Origin of the sequence: Candidatus Accumulibacter sp. ACC005, from assembly GCF_907163215.1 — a bacterium.
Lineage (GTDB): Bacteria > Pseudomonadota > Gammaproteobacteria > Burkholderiales > Rhodocyclaceae > Accumulibacter > Accumulibacter regalis.
In genome coordinates, this window is the sequence record NZ_CAJQUB010000005.1 from 396,785 (window position 1) to 417,372 (window position 20,588).

The following is a 20,588-nucleotide window of genomic DNA, read 5'->3' on the forward strand; positions in this document are numbered from 1 at the left end:
CCCTGCCCACGCCACCCCTCTACCCGGATTCGCCAAAATCGTTTATATTGCAGCGCAGCAAAGGTGCCTGAAGGCCGCTGACCGGCGCCGCACGCGTAGCCACCCCCCGCCCGGCGTTGCGTATCCCTGCGGCCATGGCTACCATGCGCAAGCCAGAAGAAATGCCCCGCAGTGCTTTGCCCCTCTTTCAATTTTCCCGACACCCGGCGCGAAGCAGCTGCCAGTTCTGGCGCTGCCGCAGCCGAGTGTTGAAGCCTGTCACCGGGCCGCCGCGGCGGCAAATACCAGGACCCCTCCATGAAGCCAGACAATCCACACTTTTTCAGCCGAATCGGCATTGCCATCGCCAGCTTTTTCAAGATCATTGGCAATAGCGACTTTGCCGGCGGCGTCCAGGCGCTGCGGCGCGCCGGGCGACCCGGCACGACGGCCGACGACACGGTAGCCGCAGCGAAGCCTGCGGCCCCGCTGCTCAAGGAAGCGCCCCCCGACGGCGCCCTGCAGCTTCTCGGTCTCTTGCAGCGCGAGGCCCGGTTCATCGATTTCATTCAGGAGGACGTCGCCGCCTATCCCGACGCCGACGTCGGTGCGGCTGCGCGCCTGGTCCACGAAGGCTGCCGCAAGGTGCTCAGCGACAATTTCAGCATCGACCCGGTACGCGACGAAGAAGAAGGCAGCGCGATCACCCTGCCGGAAGGCTTCGACGCCGCGGCGATTCGCATCACCGGCAACGTCGTCGGTGAGCCGCCCTTCAACGGCCATATCACCCACCGCGGCTGGCGGGTCATCGAAACACGCCTGCCCAAACTGGCCGGCAGCCACGATCTGCACATCGTCGCTCCGGCGGAGGTTGAACTATGAGCGAAGCAAAATTCTCCATCGGTATCGATCTCGGTACCACCCATTGTGCGTTGTCGTACGTCGACATCGCCAACAGCGACGGCGAGCAGGTGGCGCAGGAAATATTGCCGATCCCGCAATTGACGGCGCCCGGTTCGGTCCAGTCGCCCGGGTTGCTGCCGTCGTTCATCTACCTGCCCCATGCCAGCGAACTGGCGCCCGGCGACCTGAGTCTGCCGTGGACCGCCGAGCTGGACTACGCGGTCGGTGAAATGGCGCGCAGCCGCGGTGCGGCAACGCCGATCCGGCTGGTGTCGAGCGCCAAGAGCTGGCTCTGCCATGCCGGCGTCGACCGCCGCGCGGACATCCTGCCGCACGACGCACCGCCGGAAGTGGCACGCCTGTCGCCGCTCGAAGCCTCTCTGCGCTACCTCACGCATATGCGCGCGGCCTGGGATCAGGCCCATCCCGAGGCGCCCTTCGTCGACCAGGAAATCGTCGTCACCATCCCCGCTTCCTTCGATCCGGCGGCACGCGAGCTGAGTGCCGAAGCGGCCAGGACGGCAGGCTGCGAACACATGATCCTGCTCGAGGAGCCACAGGCGGCGCTGTACAGCTGGATTCAGAAAAGTGGCGGAAACTGGCGCAAGCAGGTACAGCCGGGCGAGATCATTCTCGTCGCCGACGTCGGTGGCGGGACCAGCGACTTCTCGCTGATCGCGGTGCTCGAACGCGACGGCGTTCTCGAACTGCACCGGGTCGCGGTCGGCGAGCACATCCTGCTCGGTGGCGACAACATGGACCTGGCGCTGGCCTTCACCGTGGCCAGCAAGCTCGGCGCGCAGGGGATCAAGACCGACGCCTGGCAACTGCGCGCGCTGACCCATGCCTGCCGCGCGGCCAAGGAAGCGCTGCTCAACGACGCGTCGCTCGGCGAAGTGCCGTTGGTCATCGCCAGCCGCGGCGCCAAGTTGATCGGAGGCTCGCTGCGCAGCGAACTGACGCGCGCCGAACTCACCGCCACCCTGCTCGAAGGCTTTTTCCCGGACGCCGAAATCGGCGACCGTCCGCAGGTACGCGGTCGCGCCGGTCTGACCCAGCTCGGCCTGCCCTACGCGCACGATGCGGCGATCACCCGTCACCTCGCCGCTTTCCTCGCGCGCCAGGTCGCCGCGACGGCCGACCTCGAAGGCTTCACCAGCGCCCTGCCGGAAGGCGCCACTTTCCTCCATCCGACGGCGGTGCTGTTCAACGGCGGCGTCTTCAAGTCGGAACTGCTCGCCGAGCGCACGCTGGCGACGATCAACTCCTGGCTCGCCGCCGAGGGCGCGCCACCAGCCCGCCCGCTGGAAGGCGCCGACCTCGATCTGGCGGTTGCCCGTGGCGGCGCCTATTACGGCTACGTTCGTCGCGGCCAGGGTGTGCGCATCCGTGGAGGTACGGCGCGTTCGTACTATGTGGCGATCGAATCGGTGATGCCGGCCGTACCCGGCATGCAGCCGCCGGTGCAGGCGCTGTGCCTGGCGCCGTTCGGCATGGAAGAAGGCAGCGACGCCGCGCTTCCCGAGCAGGAGTTCGGGCTGGTCGTCGGCGAAGCGGTACGCTTCCGCTTCTTCGGCTCGTCGGTTCGCCGCCAGGACCAGGTCGGCACCCTGCTCGACGACTGGGATCCCGATGAATTGCAGGAACTCGCCGAAATTCAGACCACCTTGCCCGCCGAAGGTCACGCCAACGGCGAAGTGGTGCGCGTCAAACTGCACGCGCGGGTCACCGAGGCCGGCACACTCGAACTCGAAGCGCTGCCACACGATGGTCCGCAGCGCTGGAAAGTCGAGTTCGATGCGCGCGACGCCGGCGGCAGTGCAGTGAACGCAGCAGGCTGAAGGCCGTGAAGCAGCAATACATCGTCGGCATCGACCTTGGCACGAGCAATACCGTCGTCGCCTACGCCGCGCCCGGAGAGCAGCAGGTCCAGCTCTTCGAGATCGAGCAACTGGTCGGCGCCGGCGAGGTTGCCGCCCGGCCGCTGCTCCCTTCGGTGCGCTTCCATCCGGCGGCCGGTGAACTCAGCCCGGGCGACCTGCAACTGCCGTGGCCTGCCGCCGAGAGGAGCGGCAGCGTTGGCGGCCAGGGCGAAGATACTGAAAATGCCGGCGCCGGCGCTGAGCTCGCCCTCACCGGACGCTTCGCGCTTGAACTCGGCGCGCAGGTTCCCGGTCGCCTGGTGACCAGCGCCAAGAGCTGGCTGTCGCATGCCTCGGTCGACCGCATGGCGGCCATCCTGCCCTGGGGTGCCGAAGAAGGCGTCGCCAGGGTCTCGCCGGTCGCCGCCAGCGCCAGCTATCTGGCACATGTCCGCGCCGCCTGGGGGCATCGCTTTGCGCAGGCGCCACTGGAACAGCAGCAGGTCATCCTGACGGTTCCCGCGTCATTCGACGAAGGCGCGCGGGCGCTGACGCTGGAAGCCGCGCGCCAGGCCGGACTGCCCAAGCTGCGCCTGCTCGAGGAACCGCAGGCAGCGTTCTACGACTGGCTTTTCCGCCATCGGCAGACGCTCGACGCGGAACTCGCCGGAACGCGGCTGCTGATGGTCTGCGACATCGGCGGCGGCACCACCGACCTGACGCTGATCCAGGTGACGTTCAAGGACGGCGAGCCGGAACTGACGCGCATCGGTGTCGGCGACCACCTGATGCTCGGTGGCGACAACATGGATCTGGCGTTGGCGCACCTGGTCGAATCACGTCTGCCGGAGAGCGGCGGCACGAAGCTCTCGGCAGCACGTTTTTCGCAGCTCACCGCGCGTTGCCGGGCGGCCAAGGAGCAACTGCTGGCCCCCGGCGCACCCGAATCGGTCTTGCTGACGCTGCTCGGCGGAGGCGCCAGGCTGATCGGCGGCGCACGCAGCATCGAATTGCACCGCGACGAAGTGCTGAACATGATCGTCGACGGCTTCATGCCACGCGTCGCCGCGGACCAGCCGGTACTGCAGCGGCGTTCCGGGCTGGTCGAATTCGGCCTGCCCTACCCGGCCGACGCGGGGATCACCCGCCATGTCGCCGCCTTTCTCCGCCGGCACAGGGAGGCTGCACGCCGGGCACTCGGCGAGCAGGGCGAGCGGCTCGAACCGCCCGCGGCGCAGCCAGCCGGCAACGAACAGCCGCTGCCCGGAGAGCAGCGCCTGCCGGTGCCCGATAGCGTGCTCTTCAATGGCGGCGTGTTTCGTGCAGAGGCGCTTAGCGAACGTCTGCAGGCGACGCTCGCCGACTGGCGCGGAGCGCCGCTGCGCCTGCTGCACAACGAAAACCCCGACGTCGCTGTCGCCCGTGGCGCCGTCGCCTACGCCCTGGTCCGCCAGGGACACGGACAGCGCATCGGTGGCGGCTCGGCACGCAGCTACTTCCTGGTCCTCGAAGATGGCAGCAGGCAGCGACAGGGCATCTGCATCCTGCCGCGCGGCAGCGAGGAAGGGCACGAAATCCGCCTCCCGGAACGGACCTTCAGCCTGCGGCTGGGCCAGCCGGTGCGCTTCTACCTCGCCTCGTCGGTCGCCGACACGGCCTATCAGCCGGGCCAGATCGCGTCCCTCGACAATGAAGATTTCGTCCGCCTGCCGCCAATCGCCACCGTTGTCCAGCCGCAGGCCGGCAGCAGCCAGCGCGAAGTACGCGTCGAGCTGATCACCGGCATCACCGAGGTCGGAAGCCTGGAACTGCACTGCGTCAGCATCGACAACCCGGCCCGCCGCTGGCTGCTCGAATTTCAGTTGCGTGGCGACGGGGAAGCGACGACGGCGTCGTCGGAAGTCCTGCCGCCGCGCTTCGCAGACGCGGTGAAATCGATCGAGAACATCTTCGGCGGCCGCTCGCAGGCGGTCGACAGCAAGGAAGTCCGCCGCCTGCGCGGCCACCTCGAACACCTGCTCGGCAAACGCGACGACTGGGAAATGCCGCTGCTGCGCGCCCTCTTCGACGCCCTGCTGCAACGCGCCCGCCGGCGGCGGCGCTCGCCGGAACACGAGCGTCTGTGGCTCAACCTAGCCGGCTACTGCCTGCGGCCGGGCTTTGGCGACGCCATCGACGACTGGCGGATCGAGCAGCTGAGTACCCTCTTGTCGCAGGGTATTCAATACGTGAATGAGAGCCAGAACTGGTCCGAGTGGTGGACGCTCTGGCGACGCGCTGCCGGTGGCTTGCCGGCAGAGACGCAGGAGCTTCTGCTCGCCGAACTCGTCCCGCCGTTGCAAAGCGAGGCCGGCAAAGCGCGCAACCGCCCGCCGGCACCGATCAGCGGCAGCCACGACGACATGCTGCGCCTGGTCGCCTCGCTCGAACGGCTGCCCGTCGAACGCAAGATCGAGGTCGGCGACTGGCTGCTCGAGAGGCTTTCCCGGGCCTCGGAAAAGCCACTGGGCTGGTGGGCACTCGGCCGCATCGGTGCGCGCCAACCGTTTTACGGCAGCACCCACCAGGTGGTCGCCGCCGCCGACGCCTGCCGCTGGCTCGAAGGCCTGCTCGCCGTGGACTGGAAAAAGCTCGAACCGGCGGCCTTTGCGGCTACCCAACTCGCCCGCCTGACCGGCGATCGATCGCGCGACCTGCCCGCTGAGGTGCGCGAAGAGGTCGTTGCGCGGTTGACTGCGATCGGCGCCAGCAGCCACTGGATCGAACAGCTCAGGACCGTCGTGGAACTCGATAAGGCTGACGAACGCCGCGCTTTCGGCGAGTCGCTGCCGGCCGGATTGCGCCTGGTAAACGACGGCTGCCGGACGCCGCAGACGCCCGCCGCGGCGACCGCCGGGAGCTGATTGGCGCCGGTCGCGCAGGCAACAGATGGCCGGCATTCGTGGCTCATCGACAACAGGCTGATATAATGCCAATAAGCGAAGTTTCTCGGGCATAAGCTTACTGGATTGGCAGGCAACAGCCGTTTTCCGGATAATGCCGCTGGATAAGCTGCATGAGCAGTAGTGGCAATCGGCGGTGACGCGCCGCCATCGCGGTTGCGCAGGGGGAGATACTTCTTTCTGGTTTGCTGAACGGCCGGCGACCCGCCTTCCGAGTACCCTGGCACTACGGCAATGATGTGGCGACTTTCAAGGAGTGAGCAATGCGCACGCAAAGAGGACCTGACCGACGCCAGAAACAAGTGCAGCGGCCATCCGGTTCGCCTGAACGCCGCTGCGGTAGCGACCGTCGCAGGCTCCAGTTCTCCGACCAGTCGATCGTCGAAATGGAAGCGCGTCTGGCGGCACTCGGGCAGCGCAAGAAAACCGACGGCGACGACGACGGATCAGGCTGGGACAAACTGATCATCTCCATCGATTAGCGTCGCCGCGCCCAGCTTCGTTCCAACCCCGGCGCCAGCGGTATCTTGCCCGACGACGGCGTGGTTTCTCATCGGGCAGCGCCCCGGGTCGCTTCCAGAACGCGCAGCAGAGAGGAGGTATCGGAAGCCCCCCCGCCCATGGCCATCAGTGCGTTGAGTTGCTGCCAGACCTGTGCAGCCAGCGGCAGGGGGACGCCGAGACGATGCGCCTCAGCCATCAGGATGCCGTAATCCTTGTGATGCAGGCGCGCCTCGACACCGGCGGTGAAATCCCGATCGACCATCCGGCCCCCCATGATTTCAAGTACACGGCTGGCGGCCGAGCCACCCGCCAGTGCCTGCCGCACCTTGACCGGATCGGCGCCGGCCGTGGCACTGAAGTGCAAGGCCTCGGCGACCGCCTGAATCGCCCCGACCATGATCATCTGATTGCACGCCTTGGCGACCTGCCCGGCACCGTTGTCGCCAACATGGACGATCGTCTTGCCGAGAAGCGCCAGCAGCGGACGTGCGCGATCGAATACCGCGGCCTGACCACCGACCATGATCGCCAGGCTTGCCGCGGCGGCGGCCTGGCTACCGCCGGAAACCGGCGCGTCGAGCATGTCGATGCCGCGCGCGTCCAGGCGCCGGGCAAGCGAGCGCGCCATCTCCGGCGCAATGGTACTCATGTCGACCAGCAGCGACGCCGCGGCGAGCCCGTCGACCAGGCCATCGAGCCCCAGTGTCACGCGCTCGACGTCGGCACCCGCCGTGAGCATCGTAAACACCACTTCGCTGCGTTGCCCGACGGCGGCCGGCGTTGCGCAGCCGACGGCACCGGCGGCCAGCAGCGGCGCCAGCGTTTCCGGCCGGCGCGCCCAGAGCGCCAGCTGGTGCCCGCCGCGCAGCAGGTTCAGCGCCATTGGCCGGCCCATCACGCCAAGGCCGACGAAACCGATGTGCATCAGTCTTCGCCGCCCGACAGGCGCTCGAGCAGCTTGAGAATGGCGATCGAATCCTCCTCGCCCAGTCCCGACCCGACCATCGCGTTGTACATCTGCGCCGTCACCGCAGCCACCGGCAGGCACATGCCCAGTTCGTGTGCGCTCTGCATGACGATGTTCATGTCCTTCTGGTGCATCCACGACTTGAAGCCCGGCTTGAAGTTGCGGTCGAGCATGCGCTGGCCATGATTCTCGAGAATCTTCGAATAGGCGAAGCCGCCGAGCAGCGCCTCGCGCACCTTGGCCGGGTCGACACCGCTGCGGGCGGCGAAGTTGAGCGCCTCGGCAACGGTCAGCACGCCGGCGCCGGTGACGATCTGGTTGGCGGCCTTGGCCACCTGGCCGGCGCCCGAATCGCCGACATGGACGATATTCCTGCCCATGCACTCGAAAGCCGGTCGCGCCGTAACGAAGGCGGCAACGCTGCCGCCGACCATGATCGACAGGCTGCCGGCAATGGCGCCGACTTCGCCACCCGAAACCGGCGCATCGAGGAAGTCGACGCCCTGTTCGCGCAGCCGCGCACCGATGTCGCGCGCCGCCGCCGGCCGGATGGTGCTCATGTCGACCGCCACCAGCCCTGCCCGGCCGGCGCTGGCCACGCCGTCCTCGCCGAGCATCACCTGCTCGACGTCGGGGGCATCGGCGACGATCGATATGGCCAGATCGACCGCGCCGGCGACGCCGGCAGGACTGTCGGCGCCGCTCGCCCCGGCTTCGAGCAAGGGCTGCATTGACTCGGCGCGGCGCGCCCAGACGGTCAGTTCGTGCCCGGCGCGCAGCAGGTTCAGCGCCATCGGGCGCCCCATGATGCCCAGACCGATGAATCCGATTTTCATTGTTCTTCCTCTTCCAGTCACGAAACGATCAAGCCGCTGAGTGTAGCAAATACAGTCATCAGCCGACGACGGTGACCAGCACCCGGCGGCGGTGCGCGATCGTGCGGTGTTCCCAGAGGTAAATCCCCTGCCAGGTGCCGAGCAGCATCGCGCCACCGGCGACCGGGACGCTCAGCGAGCAACCGGCCAGAATGTTGCGCCCGTGTGCGGCCATGTCGTCGTCGCCCTCGCTGTCGTGATGATAGGCTGCGTCGCCATCGGGCGCCCAGCGCGCAGCCAGCGTTTCCAGATCGCGGCGCACCGACGGATCGGCGTTCTCGGTCACGACCACCGAGCAACTGGTGTGCTGGACGAAGACGTTGGCCAGGCCGATCGACACCCCCGAGGCGCGGACGATGCGCGCCACCTCGGCCGTGATCTCGATCGTTCCACGGCCGCGGCTACTGACGTCAAAGCTCTGTTGATAAGCCACCTTTCCCTCCTCGCTCGCCGTACCCGACGGGTGGACGCGCCTTACTGCGGTGTACCGATCTGACTGTCCAGCCTCTTGATCTGACTGATGATCTCGATCAGTTTCTGGCCATTCGCCGTCAGCGAATACGTCGTCCGCGGCGGCACCTCGGCATAGACATGCTTGTCCAGCAGACGATACAGGGTCAGCTTGCGCAAGCGCTCCGCCAGAATCTTCTTGGAAATTCCTGCCACATGACGTTCCAGCTCGCCAGGGCGTGCAATGCCGTCGGCAATGGCAATCAGGACGGAAACCGACCATTTGCAGCCCACCACCTCTTCAAGGTGGCGGTAGGCCGAGGGCGTCGATCGAGACGAATTATTTATTTCGTTCATGGCCAACGATTTACACCAGAAGGTTACCGGGGAACCGAAAAGTGCCTGCTTTTGGAGCACAGACACCGTACCTACAATGATCGTGTGCTTCTCGCACGACCCCATCCACCGAGGAGGAAACGATCATGAAAACCACCGCCACCTTTTATCACGCCGGTTGCCCGGTGTGTGTAGCCGCCGAACAAAACCTGGCCAACGCGCTTGATCCCTCACGCTACAACGTCGAGGTCGTCCACCTCGGCGAGAAGAAGTCGCGGGTCCAGGAAGCCGAAGCCGCCGGTGTCCAGTCGGTACCGGCGCTGGTACTCGATGGCGCCGTGTTCCATATCAATTTTGGTGCCGGCCTCGAGGCGCTGAAATAGGCCTTCGATACCCTGGCTTGGTCGATCCGCATGAGAAAGACGGTAGGCCACGAAGTGCACTCGATACGGCCGGCTCTAGAACGCCGACCCCGGCGTCTGCAGGAACTCGACCTCGTCCGCGGTCGACTGCCGCCCGAGGATCGCATTGCGATGCGGGTAGCGGCCGAAGCGGTCGATGATCGCCTGGTGGCGAAGTTCGAAGGCGAGGTTGTTCTCCATCCCTGGCGCAGCGAAGAGCTTGACCGCCTGCGCGTGGATCAGCGGCGACTCGCTGTGCATGTAGGGCATATAGAGGAAGGCGCGACGCGCCGGATCGAGGCTGCTGTCGGCGCCGGCGGCGACCGCTTCCTGGGCAAGAACCAGCGCCAGCGCGTCGGTGGCGAAGGATTGCGGGCGATCGCGGAAAATGTTGCGCGCGAACTGGTCGAGGACGATGATCTCGGCCAGCCGGCCGTCGGCGCGGCTGCGCCAGGCGTACAGCTCACAACGGCTGGCGGCGGCGTGCAGCGTGCCGAAGCGGGTCTCGATCAGGCGGTCGAAAGCGGCGGCCTTCGACCACCATTGCGCCGGAGTCGCCTCATTGAACCAGAAGGCAAGAACGTCGGCCGGAGTCATGCGTCGGCACGCACTGCTGAATGGCACGCCATACACATCGCCGCATCCTCGTCGGCCCTGCTTCTTTCGATCATCGGTCAGTGCTCGTCGACCCGCCCACGCAGCAGCTTGACCGCGCCACGCTTCACTTTGCTGTCGACGCGCCTGACCTGCGAGCCGCGCGTCGGCCGGGTCGGGCGCCGCGGCGTCGGCGTGAACGCCGCCCGGGCGATCAGTTCGCGCAGGCGGGTGAGCGCGTCGAGGCGGTTGCGGTCCAGGCTGCGATGCGCTTGCGCCTTGATGATCACCACGCCGTCGGCGCTGATCCGCTGGTCGCGCAGCTGCCGCAGGCGCTCCTTGATTTCGTCGGGCAGCGACGAGGCGCCGATGTCGAAGCGCAGGTGGATGGCGTTCGCTACCTTGTTGACGTTTTGGCCACCGGCGCCCTGCGCGCGGATAGCGATGAACTCGACTTCGCTCTCGCGCAATTCGATGCGTGGCGCCGACATCTGTGCCCTACTTGCCTTCGCCCGGCGGCGCGCCAACGCCCAGCGCCTGCCAGCCTGCGCTGCCGAGTTGGCGTAGCGTCTGCAGGTTGCGCTCGTAGATCAGGGCGGCGTCGGGAAAGGCGGCCACGGCGCGGTCAAGGCTGGCCTCGCGCAGCAGGTGCAGCGTCGGGAACGGTGCGCGGTTGGTGCAGTTGGTGATGTCGTCGGCGTCGGTATCGGCGAAGGCGTACTGCGGATGGAAACTGGCCACCTGCAGAACGCCTTCGAGCTGCTGCATTCGCAGCACGACATTGACCAGATCGAGAAAGGCGACGAAGTCGTCGAAGTCGTTGAGGACCCAGGGGTGGATGAGCAGCGTCGTGTCGATTTCTTCCGGCGCCACCACCCGCAGCGCGTGCAGTTCGCGTTCCAGATCGGCGAGCAGGCTCTCGTCATCCGTCGCATCGCTGACCACGTAGCGCACCTGCCCCTTGCTGTGCACGCCCTTGGCAAAGGGACAGAGGTTGAGGCCGATCACCGCCTGTTCCAGCCAGCGACGCGTCGTGGCAATGGCTTGCTCGTGGCTGGCGTTGGTGGGGGGAAGCATGGGCAGGCGTTCTCTCGTCATTGCGTCGTGGCGATCGCGTCGTCGCGTCGGTCGGCTTGGCAAGGCGTGGTAGGCCGACATCGGTCCACTTTCGTCGTCAGGCTGCAGCACCCCGCCAGTGTAGCGATTCAGCGCACAACGGGCAAAATGTCGATCGGCAACGAATGCGTGGCGACACGCTGCAACACTGCGCCCGACCCTTCACCAGGACGATGTTTCCGCGCCGGCGCCCGGCGGCTTCGCCAACTTGGCGCACCGGAAATGCGATCTCTGCCGGGCGCAGAACGGAAACGGCCCGCGCAGCGCGGGCCGTCTTGCCGTTCAACGGGTGCCTGAGCGATGCTCAGTGACCAGATGCACCTGCGGCACCGATGCCGGTTTCCGAGCGCACCTTCTGCGCCGGGTAAAGCGAGCGTTCGAGCTGTGCTTGCTTGCCGGTATCCATCTTGGAAACCAGGTAGATGGTCAGGAAAGCAGCCGACATCGAGAACAGGCCCGGCGACGAGTACGGGAACAGCGCCGAGCCCTTCGGATTGCCCATGACGGCCTCCCACACCGAAGCCGAAACGATGGTCAGGCCAACCGACGAGATCAGGCCGACGAAACCACCCGCCACGGCCCCCTTGGTCGTGCAGTCCTTCCATAGTACCGACATGAAGAGCACCGGGAAGTTGGCCGAGCAGGCGATGGCAAAAGCGAGCATCACCATGTAGGCGACGTTCTGCTTCTCGAAGGCGATACCGAGAATCACGGCGATGATGCCCAGGCAGACGGTGGTGATCTTCGACACGCGCAGTTCCGCAGCCGAATCGGCCTTGCCCTTGCAGAACACCGTCGCGTACAGATCGTGCGACACCGCCGACGCGCCGGACAGCGTGAGACCGGCAACCACTGCCAGGATGGTGGCAAAAGCGACCGCCGAGATGAAGCCGAGGAAGACGTTGCCACCGACGGCGTTGGCCAGGTGGATGGCGGCCATGTTGCCGCCGCCCTTCAAACCCTTGGCCAGATCGCCATCGACGTAGTACGCGCCGGGATCCTGGGTGAGAAGGACGACCGCGCCAAAGCCGATGATGAAGGTGAGGATGTAGAAGTAGCCGATCCAGGTAGTCGCCCAACCCACTGACTTGCGTGCTTCCTTGGCGCTCGGAACGGTGAAGAAGCGCATCAGGATATGCGGCAGGCCGGCGGTACCGAACATCAGCGTCATGCCGACCGAAATGGCCGAGATCGGATCCTTGATCAGCGCACCGGGCCCCATGATGGCGTCGTGCTTGGAGTGGATTTCAACCGCCTTGGCAAAGAGCGCCTCGGGATTGAAATTGAACTGCCAGAGCACGGCCAGGGCCATGAAGCTTGCGCCACAGAGCAACATGATCGCCTTGATGATCTGCACCCAGGTGGTTGCCGTCATGCCGCCAAACAGCACATAGCACATCATCAGTACGCCGACGATGACCACTGCGTAATGGTACTCGAGACCAAAGAGGACCTTGATCAGCTGACCCGCACCGACCATCTGCGCGATCATGTAGAAGCAGACGACGACCAGCGAGCCGGACGCCGCGAAGATGCGGATCGGCGTTTGCGAGAACCGGTAGGCGGCGACGTCGGCGAAGGTGAACTTGCCGAGGTTGCGCAGGCGTTCGGCCATCAGGAAGGTAATCACCGGCCAGCCGACCAGCCAGCCGATCGAGAAGATCAGGCCGTCAAAACCGTTGGCGAATACGAGACCGGAGATTCCCAGGAAGGACGCCGCAGACATGTAGTCGCCGGCAATCGCGAGACCGTTCTGGAAGCCGGTAATTCCGCCGCCGGCGGTATAGAAGTCAGCCGCCGTCTTGGTCTTGCTTGCTGCCCACTTGGTGATGAACAGGGTCATGATCACAAAGGCGCCAAACATGGCGATCGCAACCCAGTTGGTTTCCTGCTTTACCGTGGTCCCGAGGTCGCCGCCAGCAGCCACGGCCACGCCGGCGATCAGCAGGCCGAGCAGGATCACCGGGCTGTTGCGTATGGTCTTGGCAATCATCATTGATGGGCCTCGTGGATGATCTCGGCGGTCAGGTCGTCGAACTCCGAGTTGGCACGGCGGACGTAGATATTGGTGATGATGATGGTGAGCAGGATGACCCCGACCCCCATCGGAATACCGATCGAAGTGACCATGCCATCGGCCAGTTTCCTGGCCAGAAACTCCTTGTCGAAGGCAATCAGCAGGATGTATCCATAGTAGATAGCCATGATCAGGACGGTCATGACGATGCTGTAGGTCGAGCGCATGCTCACCAGTTTCTTGTACTTGGGGTTGGCGGTAATACGCGCCACCACGTCGTCGTCTTTCATGTTGCCTCCGCGGAAGGGAAGGGTTCGTCGAATCGTTCACGCTGACTGCCGCGCTGAAGGTAGGCTTGCGAACTTACGCCGGGCTTACAAAGTTTTATTTTTTCTGTTTATTAACAGTGACTTACATGACCCTGAGCGAAGGCTTAACAGGCGCTTACAAGGGGCAAGGATGTTCTGATCGCTGGCGCCCGGCCGACTGGCGCGGGATGCTGCTGGTGCACGTCAAGGCCACCTGCTGCGCACTGCATTCGCCGGGTACAATCGCTGACGCGCGGCTGGCCAGCACGCTGCCCGAGGCCTGTTTCCAGGGCGAGCCGCGCCCCCTTACCCCTGTCCTTTGCCCGCCTGCCGATCGAGGTCCTTGATGCTTGTCCTGTTGATAGAAGATGATCCGGAGCTCTCTGATGGCGTCGCCACATTTCTTGCCGGGCAAGGCGACAGCGTTGTCGTCGAATCCAATGGCATGGCAGCGGATCGCTTGTTGCAGGAGAGGAAGTTCGACTTCGTTCTCGTCGATGTCGGCCTGCCAGGACTGAGCGGCTACGAAATCGTGCGCCGCATCCGGGAGCGTCGCCAATCGCTGCCGGTGATCATGATCACCGCACGTGATGCCCTAGACGATCGAATCTACGGGCTGGACCTCGGCGCGGACGACTACCTGTCGAAGCCCTTCGAGCTGGCCGAACTGACCGCGCGCATGCGCGCGACCACGCGTCGTGGTGCCAACAGCGTTGCCCGGCGAATCGAATTTGGCCCGCTGTCGATGGACATACAGGGGCGACACGCCTCGCTGGCCGAGCAGCCCCTGATCGTTTCCAGCCGCGAATGGGATCTGCTCAGCACTCTCGCCGCGGCTGACGGGCACACGGTGCCGAAGGAACGGCTGCAAGGCGATGGCAGCGTCAACGCCCTGGAAGTCTACGTCCACCGCCTGCGCCGCCGACTGGAACCAGCCGGCCTGAACATCCGCACCGTGCGCGGCTTCGGCTACCGTCTGGAAATCACCGCGGGCGTAGCCATCAAGACGCGGCCCGATGCCAACCGCTAACGCCAGCAAGGCAGGAGGCGGAAGCCATTCGGGCGCACCGGGCAGCGAGGTCCGCGCGACGACAAGGCGGGCGGGGACCAGTCTCCGGCGCAGCCTGCTGCGAGCGCTGGTACTGCCGATCGCCGCCGCCCTGCTGACGGGTGGCGTGTTCGGCTATCGAGCGGCCGAAAAAGTGGTCAGCAGTGCCTACGACCAGAGTCTGTCGAACCTGGCAAACGGCATCGCCAACCGTGCCCGGGTGGAAAACGGTGAAATCACCATCACCCTGTCGCCTGAGGCAGACGCCCTCCTGCGCACCGACACGGTGGACAACATCTATTTCCGGGTACGCGACGACTTCGGCCGAATCATCGCCGGCGACGCCGATCTGCCGCCGCCCGAGATTCCCGGGAGCGACTCGCCGGCACCGTCGCGGGAGACCCCGGCGAGCGATGAAGCCACCGCCAGTGGGCCGAGAATTTCGTTCTTTGACGCCCACTTCCGTGATCAGACGATACGCGGGGTGCGTTTCCACCCGATCGTCGACGGGCAAGGCATCTACGTCACGGTCGCCGAAACACTGGGCAAGCGCCGTGCGGCCATTCGCGACCTGTTGCTCGGCTTCGGTCTGGCCGTTTTTCTGGTACTCGCCGCCATCGCTGCCGTCGTACGCTACGGAATCACCTCCGGCCTGGCATCGCTGGATCACCTGCAATCGGAGCTTGCCGACCGTTCCGGCGAGGATCTCGCCCCGGTCGATCTGAACCAGGTGCCAGTCGAAATCCACGCGTTGGTGCGTGCGCTGAACGCCCTCCTGACGCGCTTGCAGGATGCGCACACCGCGCAACGGGAATTTCTGCAGAATGCTGCGCATCAATTGCGCACGCCCCTCGCCGGTCTGCAAGTCCAGGTCGAATTGCTCCGCAGCCAGCAGACTGACCAGACGGTGGCGGAGAATTTGCGCCAGTCGGTCAAGCGCGTCACTCGCCTGGCCAATCAGTTGCTGGCGCTGGCCCGAGCCGAGGGCGGTCAGCATCTGATGGCGAATGCGTCGTCGGTCGATCTGGCCAAGCTGATCGACGAGATGCTCGACGACTGGCTGCGCATCGCCGCCGAGAAGAAGATCGATTTCGGCATGCAGCGCGATCTTTCGACGATGGCCGGCGATCCGACGCTGCTCCGGGAACTGATCGCCAACCTGGTCGACAACGCACTCAAATACACGCCCGCCGGCGGACAGGTCACCCTGCGCTGCGAACGCGTCGCTGACGTCGTCGAGATTGACGTCAGCGACAACGGCCCCGGTATTCCCGAGCACGAGCGCGAACGCGTATTCGAGCGTTTTCATCGCTTGCCCGACGCGCCGGCGACCGGCAGTGGCCTGGGTTTGGCGATTGCGCGGGAAACGGTTGGCGGTCACCGCGGTTCGATCGCCATCGTCGGCGCGGCCGACGGCGAAGGCACCTGCGTCCAGGTGCGCTTGCCAGCCAAGCCGGCGACCGCTTCGCTCGCCAGCCGCTCTGCCTGAGCAGCAGCGACAGCCAGCGCTTACAATGCCCGCTCAGTAGCGGGAGAGTGAGCAATGGAAAGCATCGAAGCGGTGGTCATCGGTGCCGGCGTCGTCGGCCTGGCCTGCGCGCGCGAGTTGGCGCGGCGCGGATTCGAAACGGTGATTCTCGAACGGCACGGCGCCTTCGGCACTGAGACCAGCGCGCGCAACAGCGAGGTCATCCACGCCGGGCTCTACTACCCGACGGATTCGCTGAAGGCAAGACTCTGCGTGGCCGGTCGACAACAGCTCTACGCCTTCTGCGCCACACACGCGATCAGCCACCAACGCTGTGGCAAGCTGGTCGTCGCCACTTCGCCGGCGCAGGAGAGCAGGCTGGCAGCCCTGCAGAAGCAGGGCGAAGCCAACGGCGTCGACGATCTGCAGCGCCTGAGCGCCGCCGAGGCGCGCGCGCTCGAACCCGGGCTGGCCTGTACGGCAGCTCTCCTCTCGCCTTCCACCGGCATCGTCGACAGCCACGGCCTGATGCTCGCCCTGCTCGGCGACGCCGAGACTGCCGGCGCGGCGCTGGCCCTGCACAGCCCCTTGCTGCGCGGATCGCTGGACGCGAACACGCCGGGCATCGTGCTCGAAAGCGGCGGTGCTGACGGCCTGCGCTTCAAGGCCAGGCGGGTGATCAACGCCGCCGGCCTGTGGGCGCCGCAGGTGGCGGCGTCGCTGGCCGGCTTCCCGAGGACGCTGATCCCGGCCAACTTCCACGCCAAGGGCAGTTACTACGCCTTGACGGGTCGCACGCCGTTCTCGCGACTGGTTTACCCGCTCCCCGAAGCCGGCGGCCTGGGAGTGCACCTGACGCTCGATCTCGGTGGCCAGGCGCGCTTCGGCCCGGACGTCGAGTGGTTGCCGGACCCGACCCCTGCCCAGCCGATCGACGAACCCGACTATCGCGTCGACCCGGCGCGCGCCGACGCCTTCTACGCCGAGATCCGCCGCTACTGGCCGGCCTTGCCGGACGCGGCATTGACGCCGGCCTACGCCGGAATCCGGCCCAAGATCGTCGGACCCGGCGCACCGGCGGCCGACTTCCTCATCCAGGGTCCGGCGCAACACGGCATTGCCGGGCTGGTCAACCTGTTCGGCATCGAATCGCCCGGTTTGACGGCGTGTCTGGCGATCGCCGAGCGTGCCGCCGATGCCGCCGACGGGACCCGCGAGCGGCAATTCCGCGCACACGGCTGACGCCATGCGCGCGGTCCTCGACACGAATGTAATCATCGACCTGCTGCACTTCGCCGATCCCGAGGCGCTGCTACTGCGCGCCGCCATCGACAACGGCTCGCTGCACTGCTTCAGCGACCGGCAGTGCCTGGACGAACTGGAACGTGTTGCGGCCTACGCGCAGTTTTCGCTCGATGGTGCGGCGCAGGAGGCGCTGATCGAGCGCTACCGCGGCTTCGTGAGCTTCTGCGAGCCGGCCGGGGATGAGGATGGTGACGCGTATCGGCTGCCGCGCTGTCGCGACGCTGACGATCAGAAATTCCTGATCCTCGCGCTCCGCTGCCGGGCCGACCTGCTGATTACCCGCGACCGCGAGTTGCTCAGACTGGCCGGGCGCCGTCACCCAGCGCCACCGTGTGCGATTGTTGGCGCCGCGCCGGCAGCGGCATTGCTGGCGGCGGGCACCGCCTTGCAACGGGCAGGCGCGACACCCGGGGAAACACCGGCGTCGGCGAAGACGCGCTCGCCGAGCCGGTCAGTGTGACGACCCGGAACCCCGCCTCGCGCCGTTGGGCTTGCGCGACGGCGCCTACTGGCCGCGCCGGAAAACCCAGACGCTCTCGCTGGACGCCTCTTCGGCGTAGGCATAGCCACCGACGGTGAAATCCTTCAACGCAGCCGGCCCGGGAAGCCGGTTGATGATCGCAAAACGCGCCATCAGGCCACGCGCGCGCTTGGCGAAGAAGCTGACGACGCGGAACTTGCCACCGCCCCAATCCTCGAACACCGGCCGCACGACCGGCAGCGACAGCTTTTTCGGTTTGATTGCCTTGAAGTATTCCTCCGACGCCAGGTTGACCAGCACCGACGCGTTGGCGTCGGCCAGGGCGACGTTGAGCGCTTCGGTGATGCGCTCGTCCCAGAAAGCGTAGAGGTCCTTGCCGGCCGGGTTGGCCAGCCGCGTCCCCATCTCCAGCCGATAGGCCTGGATCAGGTCGAGCGGCCGCAGCAGGCCATAGAGTCCGGAGAGAATGCGCACGCGCTGCTGCGCAAACTGCAGGTCGTCCGCGGACAGCGTCTCGGCGTCGACGCCCGCGTAAACGTCGCCGTTGAAGGCCAGTATGGCCTGCCTGGCGTTGTCCAGAGTGAAAGGCTGCGACCACTCGGCATAGCGGGTCGCGTTCAGGGCAGCGAGCTTGTCACTGATCTTCATCAGACTGGCAAGCGCCGATGGAGACAGCTCACGCAGGCGCTCGATGAGCAGCTGTGACTGCTCGAGAAATTGCGCTTGCGAGTAAGCGGCAAGCGTCGATGGCGTCTGGTAATCGAAGGTCTTGGCGGGCGAGAGAACGATGATCATCGGCTGGCTCCGGCGGCAGAAGTCTCGAGATGAATGTTTGCTACTATTCCGCCATTGTAATCGACGTCGTCAGCGGGCACGACTCTGCGCAGCACTTCACCTGCCTGAATGCCAAAGCAATGGAAGAGATCCTCAGCCAACTGCGCAGTCCGGACGCCAATTCGACGCAACTGCTGACCCAGTTGATCGACGAGATTCGACCCGCCGACGCGCACGACATCGCCTTCGCCAAGGGGCGCATGGAAACCCTCAGCGGGATCCTGCACGCGCAACCCGAGCTGCGCGCGCGTTTGCGCGACACGCTGACCGAACTCGCCCAGACCCACCGTCATGGCGAGCTGTATACGGTCACCGGCATCCTGCCCAACACCGGCTTCGTCAGCGAAGCGCTGCGCCGCATCGGCCACAAGCTGCTGCCCGAAGTGCTCGACCGCGGGCTTTTGCGCACGGTCCTGCGGCGCATGTTTCACCAGGCGAGCGACCGCTACTGGGTCAACGGCGTCGGAGAAGATGCCTGGCTGCAGCTGATCGCCGCCATGCGCTTCGATGAGGTTCCGGCCAGCGGGCAAATGCCGGCCGCGGTCGGCGAAATCCTGCGCTCGCTGCGCGTCCTCTCGTACTGGATCGCCGCCGGCGGCATGGAGCCCGAACTGCTGCGCCTGGAACCGTCGCTCGAAACCTACGAATCGCCTTTCGTCGCCCAGAACGTCGAGATGGCGGCCTACATCGATGCCTTCCCCGAGCACTGGGGCAAGCCGGTCGACGGCGACACCGACGACCGCCAGTCGCGCGTCCTCTTCAGCCAGTGCCTGGAAGTGATCGAACGTGTGCGCAGGAAGGCGGCCCGCGACGGCACCAGCATCCGCCTCACCTATCACCTGCGGCGCCTGCGGCAGCTGCTGCGCCGCAGCGAGCAGCTCCTCGACATTCTCGCCGGCCTGCAGAGCGACCGCAGCGGCGTCGCCGCCTATCCGCCGATCGTCACCCTGGCCATGCAGATCATCTGCGACGAGTGCCTGCGCGACAACCTCGCCCGCCACCTGCGCCAGAACACCGAACTGATCGCCCTGCGGGTGACCGACAACGCCAGCCAGCGTGGCGAACACTACATCACCGAGACGGCGCCGGAATACTGGTCGATGGCGCGCTCGGCGGCGATTGGCGGTGCGGTCATTGCGCTCATGGCCTGCCTGAAACTGGCCCTCGTCGAAACGCACATGCCGCCGCTGACCGGGGCGATTCTTTTCTGCCTCAACTACGGACTGGGCTTCTGCCTGATCCACCTCCTACACGGCACCGTCGCCACCAAACAACCGGCGATGACCGCCAACGCCATCGCCGCCGGCATCGAGGAGGCCGGCGGCCGGTTGCGCAACGTCGAAGCGATGACCGACCTCATCGCGCGCGCCCTGCGCACTCAGGTCATCGCCATTCTCGGCAACGTCTTCATCGCCATCCCGCTCTCGGCGCTGCTCGCCTGGACCTTTCTTACGCTCAGCGGCACGCCCTTCGCCGGTCGCGAGGAATCGCTCTATCTCCTGAAGGCGCAAAGCCCGCTCCACGGCGGTGCCCTCTTCTACGCGGCGATTGCCGGCGTCTGCCTGTTCATCTCCGGCCTGATCAGCGGCTACTACGACAACTACGCCGCCTACAACCACGTCCCCGAGCGCATCCTGCAACTCGCCTGGCCGAAACGCCTGGTCGGCGAATCGCGCCGGCGCCGTTTCGCCACCTACGTCGGAGAAAACCTCGGCGCCCTCGCCGGCAACTTCCTCTTCGGCGTCCTGCTCGGCGGCACCACGCTCTTCGGCCTCCTCCTCGGCCTGCCGATCGACATCCGCCACGTCGCCTTCTCCTCGGCCTTCGTCGGCATCGCCTTTGTCGGGCTGGATTTCGGCGAACACCTGCTCCTCTTCGTCGCCGCGCTGATCGGCGTCGCCGCCATCGGCTTCATCAACCTGGCAGTCAGTTTCACGCTCGCGCTCAACATCGCGCTGCGCTCGCGCCAGGTTTCCGACCCGCAGTGGAAACTCCTGGCACGATCGGTGTTCACTCACCTGCGCCGCAAGCCGGCGGACTTTTTCCTGCCGCCGCGGCGCAACGCTGAAGACGATGCGGTCCCGGCTGACGAACGGGGCGCGTCCGACAACAGCAAGTGATGTGCCAGGGGCTGGGTTAGCCACACGCCCAGAGCGTTGGGGCGGTGGTGAAATAGCGCTCACGCCTGTTGCCAAACC

At 65.9% G+C, this 20,588-nt stretch carries 20 protein-coding genes; 10 read left to right on the plus strand and 10 right to left on the minus strand.

The window, feature by feature from the left end; translation table 11 throughout:
• The first annotated feature begins 297 nt into the window (after positions 1-297).
• The 4 genes from QZ613_RS06845 to QZ613_RS06860 all read left to right on the plus strand — a co-directional run bounded on the left by QZ613_RS06845 (position 298) and on the right by QZ613_RS06860 (position 6,168).
• Complete coding sequence (locus QZ613_RS06845; protein ID WP_043564939.1) at positions 298-861, plus strand: DUF2760 domain-containing protein; 564 nt, start codon at positions 298-300, stop codon at positions 859-861.
• On the plus strand, positions 858-2,723 hold the full coding sequence (locus QZ613_RS06850; RefSeq protein WP_043564940.1) for an Hsp70 family protein: 1,866 nt from the start codon (positions 858-860) through the stop codon (positions 2,721-2,723). The genes QZ613_RS06845 and QZ613_RS06850 overlap by 4 nt, the downstream gene beginning before the upstream one ends.
• A gap of 5 nt (positions 2,724-2,728) precedes the next feature.
• A complete protein-coding gene (locus QZ613_RS06855; protein ID WP_291865074.1) occupies positions 2,729-5,647 on the plus strand; it encodes an Hsp70 family protein in 2,919 nt (972 codons plus the stop codon).
• Positions 5,648-5,949: 302 nt separating this feature from the next.
• Positions 5,950-6,168, plus strand: coding sequence for a hypothetical protein (locus QZ613_RS06860; RefSeq protein ID WP_291865071.1), 219 nt, complete (start codon positions 5,950-5,952; stop codon positions 6,166-6,168).
• A 68-nt stretch (positions 6,169-6,236) separates the two neighbouring features.
• Here QZ613_RS06860 and QZ613_RS06865 read toward each other — a convergent pair whose 3' ends face one another.
• Genes QZ613_RS06865 through QZ613_RS06880 form a run of 4 tightly spaced genes read right to left on the minus strand, consistent with a single transcriptional unit; the run spans position 6,237 to position 8,839 of the window.
• Positions 6,237-7,115 (minus strand): NAD(P)-binding domain-containing protein, encoded by an 879-nt coding sequence (locus QZ613_RS06865; protein WP_291865068.1) that lies wholly within the window; start codon positions 7,113-7,115, stop codon positions 6,237-6,239.
• Entirely contained in the window at positions 7,115-7,993 is an 879-nt protein-coding gene (locus QZ613_RS06870; RefSeq protein ID WP_043564944.1) for an NAD(P)-dependent oxidoreductase, read from the minus strand. Before QZ613_RS06870 ends, QZ613_RS06865 begins: the two co-directional genes overlap by 1 nt.
• 58 nt (positions 7,994-8,051) lie before the next feature.
• Positions 8,052-8,465, minus strand: coding sequence for a secondary thiamine-phosphate synthase enzyme YjbQ (locus QZ613_RS06875; RefSeq protein WP_043564945.1), 414 nt, complete (start codon positions 8,463-8,465; stop codon positions 8,052-8,054).
• A gap of 41 nt (positions 8,466-8,506) precedes the next feature.
• Positions 8,507-8,839: a helix-turn-helix domain-containing protein gene (locus QZ613_RS06880; protein ID WP_043564946.1), complete on the minus strand. Its 333-nt coding sequence runs from the start codon at positions 8,837-8,839 to the stop codon at positions 8,507-8,509.
• Between the two features lie 125 nt (positions 8,840-8,964).
• Here QZ613_RS06880 and QZ613_RS06885 point away from each other — a divergent pair, with 125 nt between their 5' ends.
• On the plus strand, positions 8,965-9,201 hold the full coding sequence (locus QZ613_RS06885; RefSeq protein WP_043564947.1) for a thioredoxin family protein: 237 nt from the start codon (positions 8,965-8,967) through the stop codon (positions 9,199-9,201).
• A 75-nt stretch (positions 9,202-9,276) separates the two neighbouring features.
• Here the strand turns inward: QZ613_RS06885 and QZ613_RS06890 are convergent, their stop codons facing one another.
• From QZ613_RS06890 to QZ613_RS06910, 5 genes are all read right to left on the minus strand, one after another.
• On the minus strand, positions 9,277-9,816 hold the full coding sequence (locus tag QZ613_RS06890; protein WP_043564948.1) for a DUF924 family protein: 540 nt from the start codon (positions 9,814-9,816) through the stop codon (positions 9,277-9,279).
• Positions 9,817-9,893: 77 nt separating this feature from the next.
• The gene (arfB, locus tag QZ613_RS06895; RefSeq protein WP_043564949.1) at positions 9,894-10,304 is read right to left on the minus strand and encodes an alternative ribosome rescue aminoacyl-tRNA hydrolase ArfB; all 411 of its coding nucleotides are present in this window, start codon (positions 10,302-10,304) and stop codon (positions 9,894-9,896) included.
• A 7-nt stretch (positions 10,305-10,311) separates the two neighbouring features.
• Positions 10,312-10,890, minus strand: coding sequence for a DUF1415 domain-containing protein (locus QZ613_RS06900; RefSeq protein WP_043565002.1), 579 nt, complete (start codon positions 10,888-10,890; stop codon positions 10,312-10,314).
• 343 nt (positions 10,891-11,233) lie between these two features.
• Positions 11,234-12,922 (minus strand): cation acetate symporter, encoded by a 1,689-nt coding sequence (locus tag QZ613_RS06905; RefSeq protein WP_043565003.1) that lies wholly within the window; start codon positions 12,920-12,922, stop codon positions 11,234-11,236.
• Positions 12,922-13,236 carry a DUF485 domain-containing protein gene (locus tag QZ613_RS06910; protein WP_043564950.1) on the minus strand — a complete coding sequence of 105 codons (315 nt, stop codon included), beginning with the start codon at positions 13,234-13,236 and terminating at the stop codon, positions 12,922-12,924. Before QZ613_RS06910 ends, QZ613_RS06905 begins: the two co-directional genes overlap by 1 nt.
• 364 nt (positions 13,237-13,600) lie before the next feature.
• Between QZ613_RS06910 and QZ613_RS06915 the strand changes: the two genes are divergently transcribed.
• From QZ613_RS06915 to QZ613_RS06930, 4 genes are read left to right on the plus strand one after another with little or no spacing between them, the layout of a single operon-like run.
• Entirely contained in the window at positions 13,601-14,284 is a 684-nt protein-coding gene (locus tag QZ613_RS06915) for a response regulator transcription factor (protein WP_043564951.1), read from the plus strand.
• Positions 14,271-15,791, plus strand: coding sequence for a sensor histidine kinase (locus QZ613_RS06920; protein ID WP_291865057.1), 1,521 nt, complete (start codon positions 14,271-14,273; stop codon positions 15,789-15,791). The genes QZ613_RS06915 and QZ613_RS06920 overlap by 14 nt, the downstream gene beginning before the upstream one ends.
• A gap of 54 nt (positions 15,792-15,845) precedes the next feature.
• On the plus strand, positions 15,846-17,012 hold the full coding sequence (locus QZ613_RS06925; protein WP_291865052.1) for an NAD(P)/FAD-dependent oxidoreductase: 1,167 nt from the start codon (positions 15,846-15,848) through the stop codon (positions 17,010-17,012).
• 4 nt (positions 17,013-17,016) lie between these two features.
• Positions 17,017-17,535 (plus strand): putative toxin-antitoxin system toxin component, PIN family, encoded by a 519-nt coding sequence (locus tag QZ613_RS06930; protein ID WP_291865049.1) that lies wholly within the window; start codon positions 17,017-17,019, stop codon positions 17,533-17,535.
• Between the two features lie 45 nt (positions 17,536-17,580).
• Here QZ613_RS06930 and yaaA read toward each other — a convergent pair whose 3' ends face one another.
• Entirely contained in the window at positions 17,581-18,351 is a 771-nt protein-coding gene (yaaA, locus tag QZ613_RS06935; protein WP_043564954.1) for a peroxide stress protein YaaA, read from the minus strand.
• Between the two features lie 29 nt (positions 18,352-18,380).
• Between yaaA and QZ613_RS06940 the strand changes: the two genes are divergently transcribed.
• A complete protein-coding gene (locus QZ613_RS06940) occupies positions 18,381-20,510 on the plus strand; it encodes a site-specific recombinase (protein ID WP_291865046.1) in 2,130 nt (709 codons plus the stop codon).
• The last annotated feature ends 78 nt before the right edge of the window (positions 20,511-20,588 follow it).

What these genes read in the sequence shown, in the direction of transcription:
- QZ613_RS06845 (WP_043564939.1), top strand. Translation starts at nt 298, where the DNA reads ATGAAGCCAGACAATCCACACTTTTTCAGCCGAATCGGCATTGCCATC.
- QZ613_RS06850 (WP_043564940.1), top strand. Translation starts at nt 858, where the DNA reads ATGAGCGAAGCAAAATTCTCCATCGGTATCGATCTCGGTACCACCCAT.
- QZ613_RS06860 (WP_291865071.1), top strand. Translation starts at nt 5,950, where the DNA reads ATGCGCACGCAAAGAGGACCTGACCGACGCCAGAAACAAGTGCAGCGG.
- QZ613_RS06865 (WP_291865068.1), bottom strand. Translation starts at nt 7,115, where the DNA reads ATGCACATCGGTTTCGTCGGCCTTGGCGTGATGGGCCGGCCAATGGCG.
- QZ613_RS06870 (WP_043564944.1), bottom strand. Translation starts at nt 7,993, where the DNA reads ATGAAAATCGGATTCATCGGTCTGGGCATCATGGGGCGCCCGATGGCG.
- QZ613_RS06880 (WP_043564946.1), bottom strand. Translation starts at nt 8,839, where the DNA reads ATGAACGAAATAAATAATTCGTCTCGATCGACGCCCTCGGCCTACCGC.
- QZ613_RS06885 (WP_043564947.1), top strand. Translation starts at nt 8,965, where the DNA reads ATGAAAACCACCGCCACCTTTTATCACGCCGGTTGCCCGGTGTGTGTA.
- QZ613_RS06890 (WP_043564948.1), bottom strand. Translation starts at nt 9,816, where the DNA reads ATGACTCCGGCCGACGTTCTTGCCTTCTGGTTCAATGAGGCGACTCCG.
- arfB (WP_043564949.1), bottom strand. Translation starts at nt 10,304, where the DNA reads ATGTCGGCGCCACGCATCGAATTGCGCGAGAGCGAAGTCGAGTTCATC.
- QZ613_RS06900 (WP_043565002.1), bottom strand. Translation starts at nt 10,890, where the DNA reads ATGCTTCCCCCCACCAACGCCAGCCACGAGCAAGCCATTGCCACGACG.
- QZ613_RS06905 (WP_043565003.1), bottom strand. Translation starts at nt 12,922, where the DNA reads ATGATTGCCAAGACCATACGCAACAGCCCGGTGATCCTGCTCGGCCTG.
- QZ613_RS06910 (WP_043564950.1), bottom strand. Translation starts at nt 13,236, where the DNA reads ATGAAAGACGACGACGTGGTGGCGCGTATTACCGCCAACCCCAAGTAC.
- QZ613_RS06915 (WP_043564951.1), top strand. Translation starts at nt 13,601, where the DNA reads ATGCTTGTCCTGTTGATAGAAGATGATCCGGAGCTCTCTGATGGCGTC.
- QZ613_RS06920 (WP_291865057.1), top strand. Translation starts at nt 14,271, where the DNA reads ATGCCAACCGCTAACGCCAGCAAGGCAGGAGGCGGAAGCCATTCGGGC.
- QZ613_RS06925 (WP_291865052.1), top strand. Translation starts at nt 15,846, where the DNA reads ATGGAAAGCATCGAAGCGGTGGTCATCGGTGCCGGCGTCGTCGGCCTG.
- QZ613_RS06930 (WP_291865049.1), top strand. Translation starts at nt 17,017, where the DNA reads ATGCGCGCGGTCCTCGACACGAATGTAATCATCGACCTGCTGCACTTC.
- yaaA (WP_043564954.1), bottom strand. Translation starts at nt 18,351, where the DNA reads ATGATCATCGTTCTCTCGCCCGCCAAGACCTTCGATTACCAGACGCCA.
- QZ613_RS06940 (WP_291865046.1), top strand. Translation starts at nt 18,381, where the DNA reads ATGAATGTTTGCTACTATTCCGCCATTGTAATCGACGTCGTCAGCGGG.